A 16386-nucleotide genomic window follows, 5' to 3' on the forward strand; every position below is an offset into this window, starting at 1 on the left:
GGCAGCAATCACCGGCAGAAACAATCCGGCAAACCGGCGACGCAGAAACCTCCATCGCAGATCAATAGCTTACGGCCGTAATCTGTGAGGAAAATGCAAGGTCCGACGCTCCGTCCCGCGCAAATCTTGCGGCCCGGAGCATCGGATATCCTCAATCAGACGAACGTGATCAGGCAGCCACGCCGTGGCAGTGCTTGTATTTCTGCCCCGACCCGCATGGGCACGGTGCATTCCGGCTGATGCCCATCGCGGCATAGGGATCGGCAACCGCTCCAGCAGCAACCCCTGCGGAAAGCGATCCGCCCACCTGCGGGGGCAAAGCGCCGAACATCGCTGGCGCTGGGGCCAGCAGTGTCGCGTCGTTCTCTCCGGTAAACGGATCGATGTGGCTGGTCAGGAAATCAGGCAATTCCGGCAATTCGAAATCGTCCATCGGGCGCAGGCGAATTTCGCTGGTCATCAGGATGCGCGTCACATCCTCACGGATCGCGTCGAGCATCTTTTCGAACAGGCCGAATGCTTCCTGCTTGTATTCGTTGATCGGTGTCTTCTGCGCATAGGCGCGCAGGAATACCACCTGCCGCAGTGCGTCGAGCGTGGCGAGGTGTTCCTTCCAGTGATGGTCAAGCCGTTCGAGCAGGATCGACTTCTCCAGCCCACGCCAGGCATTGGCGTCGACCTCGGTAATCTTCACGTCCATCTTTTCGTCGGCAAGCGTCTGAATGCGCTCCTCAATCATGTCAGGCTCGATGGCCTCTTCCTGCATCCAGTCCTCCAGCGGAATGTCCATGCCCAGCACATCGGCCAGACGCGCCTTCAGGCCCACAACGTCCCACTGTTCGGGATAGGATCCCGGGGGGCAGGCATCGCCCACGATGGCATTCACGGTATCGTGGCGCATATCTGTCACCACATCGTCCACCGCTTCGGCATCCATGATGTCGGCGCGCTGTTCGTAAATCACCTTGCGCTGGTCGTTCATCACGTCGTCGTATTCGACAACCTGCTTGCGAATATCGTAGTTGCGCGCCTCAACCTTCTTCTGCGCCGTCTCGATGGCCTTCGACAGCCACTTCGAACCAATCGCCTCACCATCGGCAAGGTTGTTGTTCATCATGCGGGCAAACAGCGTGTCCGGCCCGAAGATGCGCAACAGATCGTCTTCAAGGCACAAGTAAAACTTGCTCATGCCGGGGTCGCCCTGACGGCCCGAACGCCCGCGCAACTGGTTGTCGATACGGCGGCTTTCGTGCCGTTCGGTGCCGATCACGCAAAGGCCGCCGGCAGCCAGAACCTTCGCCTTCTCTTCAGCCACTTCCGCCTTTATCCGCGCGATACCAGCATCGCGCTCTGCCCCTTCCGGCACATCGCGCAATTCGTCCTCGATGCGGAACTCCACATTGCCGCCCAACTGAATGTCGGTGCCGCGCCCGGCCATGTTGGTGGCGATTGTCACCGCGCCAAGGCGGCCCGCCTGCGCCACGATATGCGCTTCCATCTCGTGGAAACGGGCGTTCAGCACGTTGTGCTTCACACCTTCCTTCTGCAGGAAGTCCGAAAGCAGTTCCGATTTCTCGATGGAAACCGTGCCCACCAGCACCGGCTGTCCATTCTCGTACCGCTCGCGGATCAGCTTGGCGATGGCGGCAAACTTGTCCATCGTGTTCTTGTAGAACTCGTCTTCCTCGTCCACGCGCTGAACCGGCACGTTGGTCGGGATCGAAACGACGTTCATCTTGTAGATGTCGAAGAATTCCGGCGCTTCGGTTGCCGCAGTGCCGGTCATGCCCGAAATCTTGGGGTACATGCGGAAGTAGTTCTGGAACGTGATCGATGCCATCGTCTGGTTTTCAGGCTCGATCCGCACGCCTTCCTTGGCTTCCACCGCCTGGTGCAAGCCATTGGACCAGCGCCGGCCATCCATCATGCGGCCAGTGAACTCGTCGATGATGACGACCTTGTCGTCCTTGACGATGTAGTCGATGTCACGCTTGAACATGACATTGGCCTTCAGCGCCTGATCCAGATGGTGAACCACCATCGTGTTCTCGACATCATAGAGGTTGGACCCGACCAGCAGCCCGGCTTCTTCAAACGCGCGCTCAACCCATTCCACGCCATCTTCGGTCAGCGTGATGTTCTTCGTCTTCTCATCCGCCTCGTACAGGTCAGACCCGATCTGCTTCACGATGGCATCGACCGAAACGTACAGCTCGCTCTTGTCGTCTGTCGGGCCGGAAATGATCAGCGGCGTGCGTGCTTCGTCGATCAGGATCGAGTCCACTTCGTCGACGATCGAGAAGTTGAACGGGCGATGCACCATGTTCTCGCGCGTGTGCTTCATGTTGTCGCGCAGGTAATCGAAGCCCAACTCGTTGTTGGTGGCATATGTGATGTCGGAGTTGTAAGCCTCGCGGCGCTGCTCCTCGCCCAGGTTAGGCACGATCACGCCCACCGTCAGGCCAAGGAATTTATACAGCACGCCCATCGTCTCGGCGTCGCGGCGGGCGAGGTAATCGTTCACGGTCACCACATGAACGCCCTTGCCTTCCAGCGCGTTCAGATAAACCGCCAGCGTCGCCACCAGCGTCTTGCCTTCACCCGTGCGCATTTCGGCAATTTCACCGCGATGCAGCACGATACCGCCGATCATCTGCACGTCGAAGTGGCGCATGCCCAGCGTGCGCACCGATGCTTCGCGCACGGTGGCAAACGCTTCAGGGAGAATATCGTCCAGCGTGCTGCCATTGGCCAGCATTTCGCGGAACTTGGGCGTCTGCGCGGCCAGTTCCTCATCGGAAAGCGCCTGCAAGTGGGGTTCGAACGCTGCGATCTGGCGGACGATCTTGTCCAGAGATTTGACGTAACGGTCGTTGGAGGAACCGAAAAAGGCCTTGGCGATGGAGCCGAACATAGGCGAAATTTTCCTGTCGAATCTGTAGTGTAGGGGATCGGGCACACGCTCAGTGCACCACGGCAGGCAAAGGACTTGCCGAAAAAGGATATGCGTGAACGGCGCGCTATTCGCGCGCGCGGTCGCTCAATTGAATGCCGCAGGGCCGGATCAGTGCCGGGGCGGGAAGCCACACCGTCTTGCGGCGGGCGCTCGTGCGCTTTTGCGGAACAGCTCCGCCCCGACCGGCGCAGCGCTGCTGCCGCCGTTCCGTCGAAGCCGAAGTTCCTGCCGCCATCCCGGCCTCGGCCACTTCCGCGCGAGAGATGGCTACGGCCACCTCCGGCAACGAAAGGCCCGTAATCATGGCCAGAAGAGCAAGCAAAATGCGCATCGCGGGAAGGAGATAGGCACTAAGGCCGCATTCGTCCATCACGAAAACGCAACTGTTCACCGCGATGGAGCAGTTGAACCCCGCTCTCACGCACGCTAGGCGCTAGTCGCATGTCCGACGCCATCTCCCCGCTCGCCACGCCCTTCCCCGCCATCCCCGCCATCGCGGGCGTTACCCCACGCGTTGCCCGCGCCGGGTACAAGGACTGGGGCCGCTGCGACCTGACATACGTTGAATTGGCGCAAGGCACTGCGGTTGCAGGCGTTTTCACGCGCAACGTGTGCTGCTCTTCCGAAGTCGAACTTGGGCGCCAAAACGTCGCCCAAGGCGCAGCGCGCGCGGTGGTGGTGAACGCTGGCAATTCCAACGCCTTCACCGGTTATCGCGGGCGCGAGGCGGTGGAGCAGATCATGGAGCAGGTCGCCACGCACCTCGGCTGCGCGAAGGAGGAAGTGTTCGTTTCCTCGACCGGCGTGATCGGCGTTCCGCTGCCAAAAGACAAGGCCCGCGCCGGGATCGAAGCGGCGCTGCTGGCCGAACCTTGCGACTGGCAGGTTGCGGCGCAAACCATTGGCACAACGGACACTTTTGCCAAGGGTGTGTGCGCCTCTGTGCAGCTAGGTGCATCTAGGTGCACTTTAGGAGCCATCATCAAAGGCAGCGGAATGATCGCGCCGGATATGGCCACGATGCTCGGCTATGTCTTCACCGACGCGGCGGTAAGCCCTGAATTCCTTCAGGAATGTCTGTCCGCCGCCAACCGCCGCACCTTCTCCTGCATCACGGTAGATAGCGACACCTCCACCAGCGACACCGTTCTGGCCTTCGCCACCGGCAAGGCCGGAAATGAAGTCCTGACCGGTTTCGACAGCCCCGGCGCGGATGCCTTCGCCGCCGCGCTTGAAGACGTCTGCCGCCAGCTTGCCCACCTCGTCGTGCGCGATGGCGAAGGTGCGCAGAAGTTCATCGCGGTCAGCATCAGCGGCGCGGTTTCGGACGAAAGCGCCCGCAAGGTCGGCCTCGCCATCGCCAATTCGCCGTTGGTAAAAACTGCCATCGCCGGGGAGGACGCCAACTGGGGCCGCGTCGTCATGGCCGTCGGCAAAGCGGGCGAACCAGCGGATCGTGACAAGCTGTCCATCGGCTTTGGCGGCACATGGGCCGCGCGCGATGGCCAGCCTCTTTCAGACTATGACGAAGCTCCCGTCGCCAAGCACCTGAAAGGGCGTGACATTTCCATCGAGGTCGATCTCGGCCTTGGTGAAGGCACTGCCACTGTCTGGACCTGCGACCTGACCCACGGCTATATCTCGATCAACGCCGATTATCGGTCGTGACACGCGCGCTCGACACTGCCGTGGCCGCGCTGATGCGCGATACGGCGGAGAAAACGCTGCTCAAGCACTACCAGCGCCTTGGCACCGATGCGGTGACCAACAAGGCTGCCGATGATGTCGTAACCATTGCCGACACAGAAAGCGAGGTCATGCTGGCCGAAGGGCTGGCAAAGATCCTGCCCGAAGCGGCCATCGTTGGTGAAGAAGCCGCCCACGCCGACCCGGCGATCTTCGAGCGCCTGTCAGACAGCCTGTGCTGGATCATCGATCCATTGGACGGCACCAACAACTACGCCGTAGGCAAGCCCCCTTTCGGCATCCTTATCGCTCTGGCTGAAAAAGGTGAGGCCGTGGCGGGCTGGATATACGATCCGCTGACTGGCCGCCTGTGCACTGCACATCGCGGCCAAGGCGCATGGGTCAACGGCGAACGCCTGACCGCACGCACCAGCGGCGCAAGCAAGCCTATTGCCGCCATATCACTGGTATTCGTCGACAAATCCAAGCGTGCCGCGCTGATGGAACACATCGCTCCGCACTACACATTGGTCGATATTCCGCGCTGCGCTGCCGAGCAATATCCTCGCATTGGCCTTGGCCAGAACGACGTTTCGCTGTTCGAACGCACCTTTGCGTGGGACCATGCCGCCGGGGTTCTGTTCCTGAACGAGGCGGGCGGCAAGGCCGCGCGGCCTGATGGTTCACCCTACCGGGTTGACCGCCATCTCGAACCCGGCCTGATCGGTGCGGCCAGCCCTGCCCTGTTTGACGACATGGCAGAGCGCCTTACGCGCCTGTAACACCACTCCCGCCTTGCATTTCCCGGCAAAACCGCTAAGGGCCGCCGCTTCCCCGGCATGGTCATCCCTGGAGGCGTGGCGGCGGAAGATTTGAAACAACGCATTCTTGGAAGGTACTGACATATGAGCGAGACGCTTACGCTGTCGGCTGAGACGCGCGATCGGGCAGGCAAGGGAGCCTCCCGTGCACTGCGTCGCGAAGGCCGCACCCCCGCCGTGATCTATGGCGGCAACGAAGAACCGGTTGCGATCCATCTGGAAGAAAAGGCGCTCGCAAAGGCGCTGGGCACCGGCCACTTCTTCAACTCGGTTGTCGAGCTCACTGTTGGCGACAAGACCGTCCGCACCCTTCCCAAGGATGTCGCCTTCCACCCGGTGACCGATCGTCCGCAGCACGCAGACTTCTTGCGCGTTTCGAAGGACTCGGTCGTTCACGTGAACGTGCCGGTGGCCTTCATCAACGAAGAAAAGGCACCCGGCCTCAAGAAGGGCGGCATCCTCAACGTCGTCCGTCACGAGCTGGAAATGATCTGCGCGCCGGATTCGATCCCCGATGATATCATCGTCGACGTTTCGGGCTATGAAGTGGGCGATTCCATCCACATCAGCGCCGTCACGCTTCCTGCAGGCGTGAAGCCCGCGATCACCGACCGCGATTTCACCATCGCAACGATCGTGGCCCCCTCCTCGTTGAAGAGCGAAGAAGGCGACACCACCAAGGAGGGCTGAGGCCCTGCTTGCGAAGGAAGGCTGATAGCCAACCTTGGTTCTGCTTCGGCAGGCCCGAAAAAGCAGCCCCTTCCGCTTTGCGCGGGAGGGGTTCTTTTTTTGATTGGCGTAATCTGCCAGAGCGCGTTCGCACGGCAACGAAGGACTATCGCAAATGCAACTCTGGGTCGGCCTCGGAAATCCCGGACCGCAATATGCACTCCATCGCCACAACGTGGGCTTTATGGCGCTCGATACCCTTGCCGAGGTCCACAACTTTGGGCCGGTCCAGAAGAAGTTTCAGGGCTGGTTGCAGGAAGGCCGCATCGGCACGCAGAAAGTGCTGCTGCTAAAGCCCGCCACGTTCATGAATGAAAGCGGGCGTTCGGTGGGAGAGGCGATGCGCTTCTACAAGCTTGGCCTTGATGCACTGACGGTATTCCACGACGAACTCGATCTTGCACCATTCAAGGTCAAGGTGAAGCAGGGCGGCGGCACCGCCGGGCACAACGGCCTTCGCTCCATCGATCAGCACCTTGGCGCGGATTTCCGCCGCGTGCGGCTTGGCATCGGCCATCCCGGCCACAAGGACCGGGTCACCGGATACGTGCTGGGCAACTTTGCCAAGGCTGAACAGGACGATCTGATTGAGATGCTTGGCGCAATTGCATCGGAGGCCGATTGGCTCACCAAGCGCGATGACGTGCGCTTCATGTCCGATGTGGCGCTGCGCCAACAGGGCTGACGCAAATACGGACCGTCTGAGAAACACTTCAGAAACCGAAAACTGTCGAACTTCCTGACATATCGTTCATCTGAAAACCTTCGTTAACCATCGAAACCCCTGATTTCACGAAGTTGGCACGGCACTTGCTGTGTATTGCGTCAACCAAGTTCCAGGGTGTGGAGGTTAACATGACGAAGAAGGTTCTCACCGCGATCGCTACGGTCGCACTCGGCACCGCGATGGCCACGCCGGCCCACGCCACGTGGTGGACGACGCTGACGCACAAGCACTATTGCAACTGCGGCCACGCTGGCCAGTGCGGTGGCACCAGCACGGGTGGAACCACCACCGGCGGCACGACGACTGGCGGCACGACGACCGGCGGAACCACCACGGGTGGCACCACGACTGGCGGCACCACCACCGGTGGCACGACAACAGGTGGAACGACCACCGGCGGTACGACGACTGGCGGCACGACCACCGGTGGAACCACCACCACGGGCGGCACCACGACGGGTGGCACGACCACCGGCGGCACCGCTGTTCCCGAACCCGGTATGCTGGGCATGATGGCTCTGGGCCTGCTGGGCGTTGGCTTTGCCCGCTCGCGCAAGGTCAAGCCGCGCGCCTGAGCCGGAACGATCAGGGGAGGCTTAACTCAGCCTCCCTGCGCTACGGAAAATCGAGCGAGGCTGCGCCGGAACGTTACGTTCTGTGGTGCAGCCTCGCTCGCTTGTTTGAGCAAGGCAATGCCTGTGGCAGTATCCTTGCCACCAGCAGCCCGCACGTAGCCTGCCATATAAGTCGTATCGGGATCTTCAGGTTTCAGCGCGCGGGCGCGGTCTGCGGCCTTGATCGCTTCATCGGTGCGCCCAAGATGGCTCAAAGCCATCGCCAACCGCTTCATCACTTCGGCATCATCACCCATCGCGGCCAATTGTCCGTAAGCGGCGGCAGCGGCATTCCAGTCTTGCGTCGCCAGCGCCTTTTCGCCCTGACGGACAAGCCCTTGTGATGTTCCGGCCTTTGCTGCTGCCAGTCGCTGGGCAAGCCGACCGGCATCGGGGCTTTCGATGGCGCGCGCGGCCATTTCCGCCAGTTCCAGTTCGGGCGGGCCGGCGAGCAGACTATCCGACAACGGCTTGACCGTGGCATAGGCCGCAACGGCATCGCCCGTGGCCATTTGCGCTTGCGCCAGCATCAGCCGCGAATAGGGATTGTTGGGTGATCGCGTGACGGCACGCTGAAACATCGCGCGTGCCTGTTCGGGATGGTTCAACCGCAGCATCGCCTCCGCATAAGTCAGCCCGTTGGTAGACAGCGGGTCGAGCGTGCTTTCCTGATCGGCAAGCGTTTCGCGAACCTTTTCCCAATCGCCCTTCATCGAAGCGAACTGCACTTGCAGCGCCACCACGCGCGGGTCTGTTGGCGCGATATCCGCTGCCTTGGCGGTCATGCTGATCGCCTCGTCCAGCTTGCCTTCCATGTCATAAATTTCGGCCCGCGCGACCCACGGTTCCACCACGGCGGGGTAGCGTTCCGCCAGTTTGGCCAGCACGGCGTGCGCTTCGGCCATGCGGCCACGGCGCGCGGCGATATCAGCCTTTAGCATCGGCGCATCATAGCCATCGGGGGCAATACGATCCAGCGTGGCCACCTGCTGCGCTGCGCCATCCAGATCGCCGGATTCGGTCAGAAACTTGGCATAATCGCGCAGCAGCAGCGCATCGTTGCCCGCCGCAGCGCCCTGACGAAGCGCCGCAAGTGCGCCTTCCGGGTCTTTCAAAGCCAGCTTGGATGAGGCCCGGATGCGCCATGCCGTTGGTGAATTATCCTGTGCCACCAGCGCCAGGGCATCTTCAGCGCGACCGCGCAGCACTGCCGCTTCGGCGCGGATCAGCGTGAGTTCGGCACCTTTTAGCCCGGCGCGTTCCATTCGCGCTGCCGTGGCGTCGGCTCCGTCGCCGTCACCCATGCGCAATTGCACGGCGGCAAGCATCCGCAGCAGCGCCGGATCGTCGCCCTTTTCGGCAAGAGCGGCAGACAGATCGACCTTTGCCGCCCCAAGCCGCATTTCGGCAATTTCCTGGCGCGCGCGGGCAATTTTCTGGTCGGCATTTTCACCACAGGCACCCAGCAGCGCCACGGCGGACAGAATCAGCAGATGTTTCTTCATGGCCGGAAAAATCGCACCTCATGCTGAAATTTCGGTGAAGGTTTCCAAATCCCTTCCCGCCCGCTAAATGCCCCGCCAACCAAGGAGTTTGAGAATGGGTTTTCGTTGCGGGATCGTCGGTCTTCCCAATGTCGGCAAGTCGACGCTGTTCAACGCGCTGACTGAAACGCAGGCAGCGCAGGCGGCGAACTATCCGTTCTGCACGATTGAGCCGAACGTCGGCAACGTCGGCGTGCCCGACCCGCGTCTGGACAAGTTGGCCGCCATCGCCGGCAGCCAGAAGATCATCCCCACGCAGCTTGGCTTTGTGGATATCGCAGGGCTGGTGCGCGGCGCTTCGAAGGGCGAAGGTCTGGGCAACCAGTTCCTTGGCAATATCCGCGAAGTGGACGCCATCGTCCACGTTCTGCGCTGCTTTGAAAACGACGATATCCAGCATGTCGACAACAAGGTCGATCCGATTTCCGATGCGGAAACGGTAGAGACGGAACTGATGCTCTCGGACCTCGAAAGCCTTGAGAAGCGCGTGCCAGCGGCTGAAAAGAAGGCCAAGGCGGGTGACAAGGAATCGAAGATCATCGCTTCGGTTCTGGGGCAGGCGCTGGAACTGCTGCGCGAAGGCAAGCCTGCGCGGCTGACGCAGCCGAAGGACGACGAGGAAATGCGCGTCTTCCGCCAAGCGCAGTTGCTCACCGCCAAGCCGGTGCTCTATGTCTGCAATGTCGAGGAAGAAAGCGCCGCCAATGGCAACGCATTCTCCGCGCGCGTGTTCGAAAAGGCCAAGGCCGAAGGCGCGAACGCGGTAATCGTCTCGGCTGCCATCGAAGCCGAACTGGTTGGCATGGATGCCGAAGAGCGCACCGTTTTCCTTGAGGAAATGGGCCTGCATGAAACCGGCCTCGCCCGCGTGATCCGGTCGGGCTATGATCTGCTGCACCTCATCACCTTCTTCACTGTCGGCCCCAAGGAAGCACGCGCGTGGACCGTGCATCTGGGTGCCAAGGCCCCGGAAGCCGCTGGTGAAATTCACTCCGACATGCAGCGCGGCTTCATCCGCGCCGAAACCATCGCCTTCGATGATTTCGTGGCACTGGGCGGCGAAAGCGCCGCGCGCGATGCGGGCAAGCTGCGTCAGGAAGGCAAGGAATATGTGGTGAAGGACGGCGATGTCCTGCACTTCAAGTTCAATGTCTGACCGGATTTAACCGACCGATTGACATCGCCGCGCAGCGCGCCATGCTGCGCGGATGATGTATTTCGAAGATATAGAACCCGGCGCGGTACAGCGCTTTGGCAGCTATGCGGTCAAGCGCGACGAAGTGATCGATTTCGCTTCGAAATACGATCCGCAGCCTTTCCATCTCAGCGACGAAGCGGCTGCGCAAACGCATTTTGGTCGGCTATCGGCCAGCGGGTGGCATACCTGCGCGATGACGATGGCGATGCTGGTCGAAAACCTGAAAGAGCGGAAGCAGGCAGGCCTCGGTTCGCCGGGGTTGGACGAAATTCGCTGGCTCAAGCCTGTATATCCCGGCGATACGCTTTCGGTTGAGACGCAGATCGTCGACAAGAAGCGCAGCGGATCGCGGCCAGAAATGGGCAGTTTCCGGTCGAACCTGAAAGTCTTCAATCAGGATGGCGTGGTGGTGATGACGATGAAGTCCATCGGCCTCATTCGCGTGCGCGATCCTGAGAGTGGCGACTGAACGGGTCGGTCAGTCCACGCGCCAGACCGAAAGCCGCACCGTGTTGCCCACCTTGCCGCCGCGCGCGACGAACAGCGCGCGGTTGACCCACGAATAGGCCGGATGCCCGCTTTCAAGCCGGATCGCGGTGCGCATGTAATATTCTGCCGGATCAACCTGCTCGCCGCTCGCAATCCGCGCGTGAACTTCGGCAGAGGCATGGCGCACGCCCTGGCTTACGACCTCGATCACCGCGCCGTCCGCCGTTTCGACGGCATAGCGCGCGTCGAGATCGGCAATGCCTTCGCGTGAAACCGTTTGCCAGTCTGCGCCAATCGGCAAGATGCGGCCCGCAAGCAGCGGTCCCGCGGCCGTTCCGCCTACGATGGGGATGATGCGGCGCACGCCTGCCGGGCATTCACCCATTTCGTGCGGGGGCGAAAGTTCCACCACAAGGTCGGTCGCATGGGTCAATCCGATGGTCATGCGGTCACCCTCGCCACTTTGGCTCCTGCCGGGATCGTCCGTGGTGCGGCATTCAACCGATCCTTGGCAAAGCCCGCCGCCTGTTGATAGGCCAGCATGAACGCGCTCCGCTCTGCCGCCGGGATGACATCGTCGATGTTCTCGAACTGGCCACCGCAGCGGTCGTCCACCATGTTGAGCAAGCCGAACGGTCCGGCCCCGCGATTGCGCATGGCCACTTGCCCTATCGGCCCGCAGAACTCCGCATCCCACGCGGCCAGCGTATCCGCCGTGACGCCTTGTTCGACCATCAGGCGCCCGATAGTGCGCGCATCGATGATCGCCTGCGAAGCGCCGTTCGACCCGGTGGGATACATCGGATGCGCCGCATCACCCATCAACGCCACCGGCCCGTCCACCCACGTCGGCAGCGGATCGCGGTCGATCATCGGGTTTTCATAGGCCACATCAGATTTCGCCAGCAGCGCGGGCAGATCGAGCCAGTCGTAGACGAAGCCGTCGAACTCCCTTGCAAACTCGGCAAGCTCCACCGGGCGGAACCAGCCTGACTTCGACCAGTCGTGGTCGGTGTCGTAAGTTTGCTCCGCAATCCAGTTGATGTCCGCCAGCCCGTCCGCATCCGGGTGCGAGATCGGGTAGATCACCACGCGGTGGCGGCTTGTGCCCAGCCCTACGAACGAAGATCCGCTGCGGATCGGCATGCCCTTGGCCGTCCCGCGCCACATGATCGTGCCGCCCCAGTGGATCGGCGGTTGGTTCGGGTGCATCTGCGCGCGCACGCTCGAATGAATGCCGTCCGCGCCAAACAGCAGCGCGCCGCGTTCCTTGATGCGCACGCCTGCCGCCGTCTCTATCAGCGCAGTCACGCCACCATCGGCTTCATGCCGGTATCCGGTCACCTTGTGGCCCAGCCGAACGGCATCCGGTCCCATACGCTCGATCACCTTGCGATAGAGCATCATGTGGAACGCACCGCGATGCACCGCATACTGGTGCCAGTTATAGCCCGCCAGCTTCCCGCGCGGTTCGGAATAGATCTCGCGCCCGTTCAGTCCGACCAGCGCCCATTCGCGCGCCGGGATGCCCACGGCGTCCATCTCCGCTTCACCAATGCCCAGGTCTTCGAGTTCGCGAACCGCATTGGGCTGCAGGTTGATCCCCACGCCCAGCGGCTTCAATTCGCGCACGCCTTCGAACACAGTGCAAGGCACGCCGATTTCATGCAGCGTCAGCGCAAGCGCCAGACCACCGATGCCACCACCAGCAATAACCACATGATCACGGCGCATCGTCTTAAGTCTTCCTTCGAAATGCGCCCAAAGCGCCACCGCGCGCGCCTAGCGGGCCTCCTAGTCCGGTGCAAGCGCTCGCAGAGCATCCAAAGCCATCATGTGTTACGATCTGTCCCAACGGGCGGATTTTGACGGGCGATTTGCGGTGGCTTGTTGCGCTGCAAAAGCCTATTGGCGCTGCGAATCCCGTCAGCCTGCAACCGGACAGACCTGATCCCATGCGTATCGCCATCGCCTCCGACCACGCCGCCGTCGATCTGAAAGCCGTCCTGCGCGAATATCTGATCGAGCTTGGGCATGAAGTGGCAGACCTCGGCCCCGAAACCGCTGATCGGGTGGACTATCCCGATTACGGCTACAAGCTGGCCTCGGTCGTGGCCGAAGGCATCGCTGAACGCGGCGTTGCGCTGTGCGGATCGGGCATCGGCATTTCCATCGCCGTGAACCGCGATCCTGCCTGCCGCTGCGCGCTGGTATCCGAACCGCTGTCAGCCGCTCTTGCGCGTGAACACAACGATGCCAACGTGATCGCAATGGGCGCCCGCCTGACGGGTGAAGACATGGCCAAGGCCTGTCTCGACGCTTTTCTATCCACTGACTTCGGCGGAGGCCGCCACACCGGCCGCGTCGAAAAGCTTTCCAATCCCGCATTCTGAAGGAGCCAGAACCGATGACCACCGCCACCGCCGCGCCGGAAATCCGTAAAGCCGGCTTCTTTACCGAACATCTCGAAACCGCAGACGCCGAAGTATTCGCCGCAATCCGTGGCGAGCTGAAGCGCCAGCAGACCAAGATCGAACTAATCGCCAGCGAGAACATCACCAGCCTCGCCGTGCTCGATGCCACCGGTTCGGTCTTCACCAACAAGTATGCCGAAGGCTATCCGGGCAAGCGCTATTACGGCGGCTGCGAATATGCCGACGTGGTCGAAACGCTGGCCATCGAACGTGCCAAGCAGTTGTTCGGTTGCCAGTTCGCCAATGTGCAGCCCAATTCGGGCAGCCAGATGAATCAGGCCGTGTTCCTTGCTCTGCTGCAGCCGGGCGACAGCTTCATGGGCCTCGATCTCAATTCGGGCGGCCACCTGACCCACGGTTCGCCCGTGAACATGAGCGGCAAGTGGTTCAAGCCCATTCCCTATGGCGTCCGCGCCGACGATCACCAGATCGATATGGAAGAAGTTGCCCGCCTTGCACGCGAACATAAGCCCAAGCTGATCATCGCAGGCGGCACTGCCTATTCACGCATCTGGGATTGGGAAGCGTTCCGCGCCATTGCCGATGAAGTGGGCGCATGGCTGCTGGTCGATATGTCGCACATCTCCGGCCTCGTTGCTGGTGGCGCGCACCCCTCGCCCTTCCCGCACGCCCATGTCGTGACGACCACCACGCACAAGTCGCTGCGCGGCCCGCGTTCGGGCGTGGTTCTGACGAATGACGAAGACATCGCCAAGAAGGTGAACATGGCGGTATTCCCCGGTATGCAGGGCGGCCCGCTGGTCCACGTCATCGCTGCAAAGGCCGTGGCTTTCGGTGAAGCGCTGCGTCCCGAATTCAAGGCCTATGCCCACCAGATCGTTGCCAATGCCAAAGCGCTGGCCGAAAGCCTCAAAGACGCTGGCCTCGGCATCGTTTCAGGCGGCACCGACAACCATCTTATGCTGGTTGATCTCTCGGCCAAGGATGTGACCGGCAAGGCCGCTGAAAAGGGCCTCGATCGCGCATGGCTCACTTGCAACAAGAACGGCGTTCCGTTCGACAAGCGTTCGCCCTTCGTCACATCGGGCATCCGCCTCGGCACGCCCGCAGGCACCACGCGCGGCTTCCGCGAGGAAGAGTTCCGCAAAATCGGTGGACTGATCGCTGAAGTCGTGGATGGCCTTGCGCGCAACGGCGAAGAGGGCGATGGTCAGGTGGAACAGCGCGTGCGCGACCGTGTGGCCGAGCTTTGCGCGCAGTTCCCGATCTACCCGGAGCTGTAAGCCTATGAACGACCAGGACGATCTCGCCGCCCGTGCCAAAGAGGAAGTCTCCGGCATGGCAAAGCAGGGCCTTGCCCACCCCTCGACCAAGCCGGTGCTGACCGGCGCGGCCATCGGGGCGGTGGCAGGCGCGATTCTCCCGGTCGTTTCCATCCCCCTCGGCCTTGCCGTGGGCGCGGGCTTTGCCTTCTGGCAGCGGATCAAGCGCTGATTAATTGATTCAGTTGTCAGCAAAGGCGACGCGATGTTCAGATTTCTCTTTCGGCCTTCGCACGAAAAGCAGTGCCTCAGAGTTTTGGACATCTTTGCCACTGATTTTGCGCAAGAGTGTGCTTGGGAAGATATTCAACGCAAAGTTAGGCACGCCGTCCGCCAGCATTCAAAAGACCTTGAGCGTCGGATCGTTTTTGAAGGTCACCGCCCTAAAGATGTCGTTGGAGATATGATCGCGAACATCTGCTTGAACGATATTGAGATTGGATTCGACCATACCTATCGCGGCGTCCTGAGTATGAACGGCCAATGCAAACGAAACATCTTCGCCAAGGTAATTACTCAACAGTTTGCCGATGGTTGGATAGACGCAACCGAGTTGGGTATAGCGAATGAGAATATGAAAAGCGCAGTTGCAGGTGCAGGATAATGAGGTGTCCGTTCTGTGCCCACGATAACAGTCAGGTAAAAGACAGCCGGCCGAGCGAAGACAACACCTCGATCCGCCGGCGTCGCCAGTGCGAAGGCTGCGGCGCGCGCTTCACCACGTTCGAACGTGTGCAACTGCGCGAAGTGGTCGTGGTCAAAAGCGGGGAGCGCCGTGAACCGTTTGATCGGCTGAAGATCGAACAGTCCGTATCGCTCGCCTGCCGCAAACGTCCGGTGTCGCAGGAACGGCTCGACCAGCTTGTTTCGGGCATCCAGCGCCAGATCGAAACAATGGGCGATGCTGAAGTGCCGTCAAAAGCCATTGGCGAAATGGTCATGGAAGGCCTGCGCCAGCTTGATAGCGTTGCCTATATCCGTTTCGCCAGCGTCTATCGCGATTTCACCGAAGCGCGCGATTTCGAAGAGTTCGCCAGCAGCGTTCAGGAAATGAGCGCAGAGGAAATGCAGCGCCGCGAAAGCCTGCGCGAATGAGCGGGACGCCATCTTCAGACAAGCGCCCCGTAATCGTTCTCGTGCGTCCGCAGCTTGGCGAAAACATCGGCAAGGCGGCGCGCGCGATGCTCAATTTTGGCCTCGTTGAGATGCGGCTCGTCAGCCCTCGGGATGGCTGGCCCAACCCTTCTGCCGGGCCTGCTGCCGCCGGAGCAGATGTGGTGCTGGAACAGGCGCAGGTCTTCGATACGCTAGCCGATGCGGTCAGCGATTGTGCGCACGTCTATGCCACCACGGTGCGCAAGCGCGGCGTGACCAAGCCCGTGCTGACGCCGGAACAGGCCGCAAAGGACGTGATCGGCGCCACGGGCCGCAGCGCGATCATCTTTGGGCCGGAACGTTCAGGCCTTGAAACCGATGACGTGGCCCTTGCCCGTGCAATCATCACCGTTCCGATCAATCCCGAATTCGGCTCGCTCAATCTCGCACAGGCGGTTATCCTCTGCGCCTACGAGTTTTCGAAGCACGTCGATCTGGTGCAGCCCACCGTCGAAGACCTGCTGCCACCTGCCCCGCAGGAGGAATTCGAAGGCATGTTCGAACAGCTTTGTACCCTGCTGGAACCGCGCGGCTATTTCGAACCCGCCGCCCGCGCCACCGCCACGCGCCGCACGCTGCGCACGATGATGACCAAGCCGGGCTGGAATCACCTCGAACTGCGCACCTTTCGCGGCGTCCTCAGCTCCCTGCGCCGCAAACCTGGCTCCCGCCCCGGCGACGCGCTGGAATAGGGCGCCAATCTCACGTCT

18 protein-coding genes are annotated in these 16386 nt (G+C 61.4%); 13 read left to right on the plus strand and 5 right to left on the minus strand.

Annotated elements, in window-relative coordinates:
- Positions 1–169: 169 nt before the first annotated feature.
- Together secA and HGI47_RS04185 are read right to left on the minus strand one after the other, a co-directional pair.
- Positions 170–2914: a preprotein translocase subunit SecA gene (secA, locus tag HGI47_RS04180; RefSeq protein ID WP_168851537.1), complete on the minus strand. Its 2745-nt coding sequence runs from the start codon at positions 2912–2914 to the stop codon at positions 170–172.
- Positions 2915–3020: 106 nt separating this feature from the next.
- On the minus strand, positions 3021–3377 hold the full coding sequence (locus HGI47_RS04185) for a hypothetical protein (RefSeq protein WP_168851538.1): 357 nt from the start codon (positions 3375–3377) through the stop codon (positions 3021–3023).
- A gap of 20 nt (positions 3378–3397) precedes the next feature.
- Here HGI47_RS04185 and argJ point away from each other — a divergent pair, with 20 nt between their 5' ends.
- From argJ to HGI47_RS04210, 5 genes are all read left to right on the plus strand, one after another.
- The gene (gene argJ / locus HGI47_RS04190) at positions 3398–4624 is read left to right on the plus strand and encodes a bifunctional glutamate N-acetyltransferase/amino-acid acetyltransferase ArgJ (RefSeq protein ID WP_168851539.1); all 1227 of its coding nucleotides are present in this window, start codon (positions 3398–3400) and stop codon (positions 4622–4624) included.
- 32 nt (positions 4625–4656) lie between these two features.
- Complete coding sequence (locus HGI47_RS04195; protein ID WP_206066010.1) at positions 4657–5424, plus strand: inositol monophosphatase family protein; 768 nt, start codon at positions 4657–4659, stop codon at positions 5422–5424.
- A 123-nt stretch (positions 5425–5547) separates the two neighbouring features.
- Positions 5548–6153, plus strand: coding sequence for a 50S ribosomal protein L25/general stress protein Ctc (locus tag HGI47_RS04200; protein ID WP_168851541.1), 606 nt, complete (start codon positions 5548–5550; stop codon positions 6151–6153).
- Between the two features lie 154 nt (positions 6154–6307).
- Entirely contained in the window at positions 6308–6877 is a 570-nt protein-coding gene (gene pth / locus HGI47_RS04205; protein WP_168851542.1) for an aminoacyl-tRNA hydrolase, read from the plus strand.
- 170 nt (positions 6878–7047) lie between these two features.
- The gene (locus HGI47_RS04210; protein ID WP_168851543.1) at positions 7048–7494 is read left to right on the plus strand and encodes a PEP-CTERM sorting domain-containing protein; all 447 of its coding nucleotides are present in this window, start codon (positions 7048–7050) and stop codon (positions 7492–7494) included.
- A gap of 26 nt (positions 7495–7520) precedes the next feature.
- Here the strand turns inward: HGI47_RS04210 and HGI47_RS04215 are convergent, their stop codons facing one another.
- Positions 7521–9038 carry a tetratricopeptide repeat protein gene (locus HGI47_RS04215; RefSeq protein ID WP_168851544.1) on the minus strand — a complete coding sequence of 506 codons (1518 nt, stop codon included), beginning with the start codon at positions 9036–9038 and terminating at the stop codon, positions 7521–7523.
- A gap of 94 nt (positions 9039–9132) precedes the next feature.
- On the opposite strand from HGI47_RS04215, the gene ychF reads away from it, so the two are divergent.
- Positions 9133–10233, plus strand: a complete 1101-nt coding sequence (gene ychF, locus HGI47_RS04220) for a redox-regulated ATPase YchF (protein WP_168851545.1) — start codon at positions 9133–9135, stop codon at positions 10231–10233.
- A 52-nt stretch (positions 10234–10285) separates the two neighbouring features.
- Positions 10286–10744 carry a MaoC family dehydratase gene (locus HGI47_RS04225; protein ID WP_168851546.1) on the plus strand — a complete coding sequence of 153 codons (459 nt, stop codon included), beginning with the start codon at positions 10286–10288 and terminating at the stop codon, positions 10742–10744.
- A 9-nt stretch (positions 10745–10753) separates the two neighbouring features.
- Here the strand turns inward: HGI47_RS04225 and HGI47_RS04230 are convergent, their stop codons facing one another.
- A complete protein-coding gene (locus HGI47_RS04230) occupies positions 10754–11209 on the minus strand; it encodes a DUF3237 domain-containing protein (protein ID WP_168851547.1) in 456 nt (151 codons plus the stop codon).
- The gene (locus tag HGI47_RS04235; RefSeq protein WP_168851548.1) at positions 11206–12498 is read right to left on the minus strand and encodes a flavin-dependent oxidoreductase; all 1293 of its coding nucleotides are present in this window, start codon (positions 12496–12498) and stop codon (positions 11206–11208) included. Before HGI47_RS04235 ends, HGI47_RS04230 begins: the two co-directional genes overlap by 4 nt.
- 221 nt (positions 12499–12719) lie before the next feature.
- Between HGI47_RS04235 and rpiB the strand changes: the two genes are divergently transcribed.
- The 6 genes from rpiB to HGI47_RS04265 are packed head-to-tail and all read left to right on the plus strand — an operon-like array spanning position 12720 to position 16368.
- Positions 12720–13157 (plus strand): ribose 5-phosphate isomerase B, encoded by a 438-nt coding sequence (rpiB, locus tag HGI47_RS04240; protein WP_168851549.1) that lies wholly within the window; start codon positions 12720–12722, stop codon positions 13155–13157.
- Between the two features lie 14 nt (positions 13158–13171).
- Positions 13172–14482 (plus strand): serine hydroxymethyltransferase, encoded by a 1311-nt coding sequence (glyA, locus tag HGI47_RS04245; RefSeq protein ID WP_168851550.1) that lies wholly within the window; start codon positions 13172–13174, stop codon positions 14480–14482.
- 4 nt (positions 14483–14486) lie between these two features.
- On the plus strand, positions 14487–14693 hold the full coding sequence (locus tag HGI47_RS04250; protein WP_168851551.1) for a hypothetical protein: 207 nt from the start codon (positions 14487–14489) through the stop codon (positions 14691–14693).
- A 33-nt stretch (positions 14694–14726) separates the two neighbouring features.
- Positions 14727–15125 carry a hypothetical protein gene (locus tag HGI47_RS04255; RefSeq protein ID WP_206065987.1) on the plus strand — a complete coding sequence of 133 codons (399 nt, stop codon included), beginning with the start codon at positions 14727–14729 and terminating at the stop codon, positions 15123–15125.
- A complete protein-coding gene (nrdR, locus tag HGI47_RS04260; protein ID WP_168851553.1) occupies positions 15125–15616 on the plus strand; it encodes a transcriptional regulator NrdR in 492 nt (163 codons plus the stop codon). The genes HGI47_RS04255 and nrdR overlap by 1 nt, the downstream gene beginning before the upstream one ends.
- Complete coding sequence (locus tag HGI47_RS04265; RefSeq protein WP_168851554.1) at positions 15613–16368, plus strand: RNA methyltransferase; 756 nt, start codon at positions 15613–15615, stop codon at positions 16366–16368. Before nrdR ends, HGI47_RS04265 begins: the two co-directional genes overlap by 4 nt.
- Positions 16369–16386: the final 18 nt, after the last annotated feature.

The sequence above is a fragment of the Novosphingobium sp. ERN07 genome, from assembly GCF_012641335.1.
Classification (GTDB): domain Bacteria; phylum Pseudomonadota; class Alphaproteobacteria; order Sphingomonadales; family Sphingomonadaceae; genus Novosphingobium.

Bases quoted from the DNA above. Each gene is read 5' to 3' on its own strand.
- secA (WP_168851537.1), bottom strand. From the start codon at position 2,914: ATGTTCGGCTCCATCGCCAAGGCCTTTTTCGGTTCCTCCAACGACCGT.
- argJ (WP_168851539.1), top strand. From the start codon at position 3,398: ATGTCCGACGCCATCTCCCCGCTCGCCACGCCCTTCCCCGCCATCCCC.
- HGI47_RS04195 (WP_206066010.1), top strand. From the start codon at position 4,657: ATGCGCGATACGGCGGAGAAAACGCTGCTCAAGCACTACCAGCGCCTT.
- HGI47_RS04200 (WP_168851541.1), top strand. From the start codon at position 5,548: ATGAGCGAGACGCTTACGCTGTCGGCTGAGACGCGCGATCGGGCAGGC.
- pth (WP_168851542.1), top strand. From the start codon at position 6,308: ATGCAACTCTGGGTCGGCCTCGGAAATCCCGGACCGCAATATGCACTC.
- HGI47_RS04210 (WP_168851543.1), top strand. From the start codon at position 7,048: ATGACGAAGAAGGTTCTCACCGCGATCGCTACGGTCGCACTCGGCACC.
- HGI47_RS04215 (WP_168851544.1), bottom strand. From the start codon at position 9,038: ATGAAGAAACATCTGCTGATTCTGTCCGCCGTGGCGCTGCTGGGTGCC.
- ychF (WP_168851545.1), top strand. From the start codon at position 9,133: ATGGGTTTTCGTTGCGGGATCGTCGGTCTTCCCAATGTCGGCAAGTCG.
- HGI47_RS04225 (WP_168851546.1), top strand. From the start codon at position 10,286: ATGATGTATTTCGAAGATATAGAACCCGGCGCGGTACAGCGCTTTGGC.
- HGI47_RS04230 (WP_168851547.1), bottom strand. From the start codon at position 11,209: ATGACCATCGGATTGACCCATGCGACCGACCTTGTGGTGGAACTTTCG.
- HGI47_RS04235 (WP_168851548.1), bottom strand. From the start codon at position 12,498: ATGCGCCGTGATCATGTGGTTATTGCTGGTGGTGGCATCGGTGGTCTG.
- rpiB (WP_168851549.1), top strand. From the start codon at position 12,720: ATGCGTATCGCCATCGCCTCCGACCACGCCGCCGTCGATCTGAAAGCC.
- glyA (WP_168851550.1), top strand. From the start codon at position 13,172: ATGACCACCGCCACCGCCGCGCCGGAAATCCGTAAAGCCGGCTTCTTT.
- HGI47_RS04250 (WP_168851551.1), top strand. From the start codon at position 14,487: ATGAACGACCAGGACGATCTCGCCGCCCGTGCCAAAGAGGAAGTCTCC.
- HGI47_RS04255 (WP_206065987.1), top strand. From the start codon at position 14,727: ATGTTCAGATTTCTCTTTCGGCCTTCGCACGAAAAGCAGTGCCTCAGA.
- nrdR (WP_168851553.1), top strand. From the start codon at position 15,125: ATGAGGTGTCCGTTCTGTGCCCACGATAACAGTCAGGTAAAAGACAGC.
- HGI47_RS04265 (WP_168851554.1), top strand. From the start codon at position 15,613: ATGAGCGGGACGCCATCTTCAGACAAGCGCCCCGTAATCGTTCTCGTG.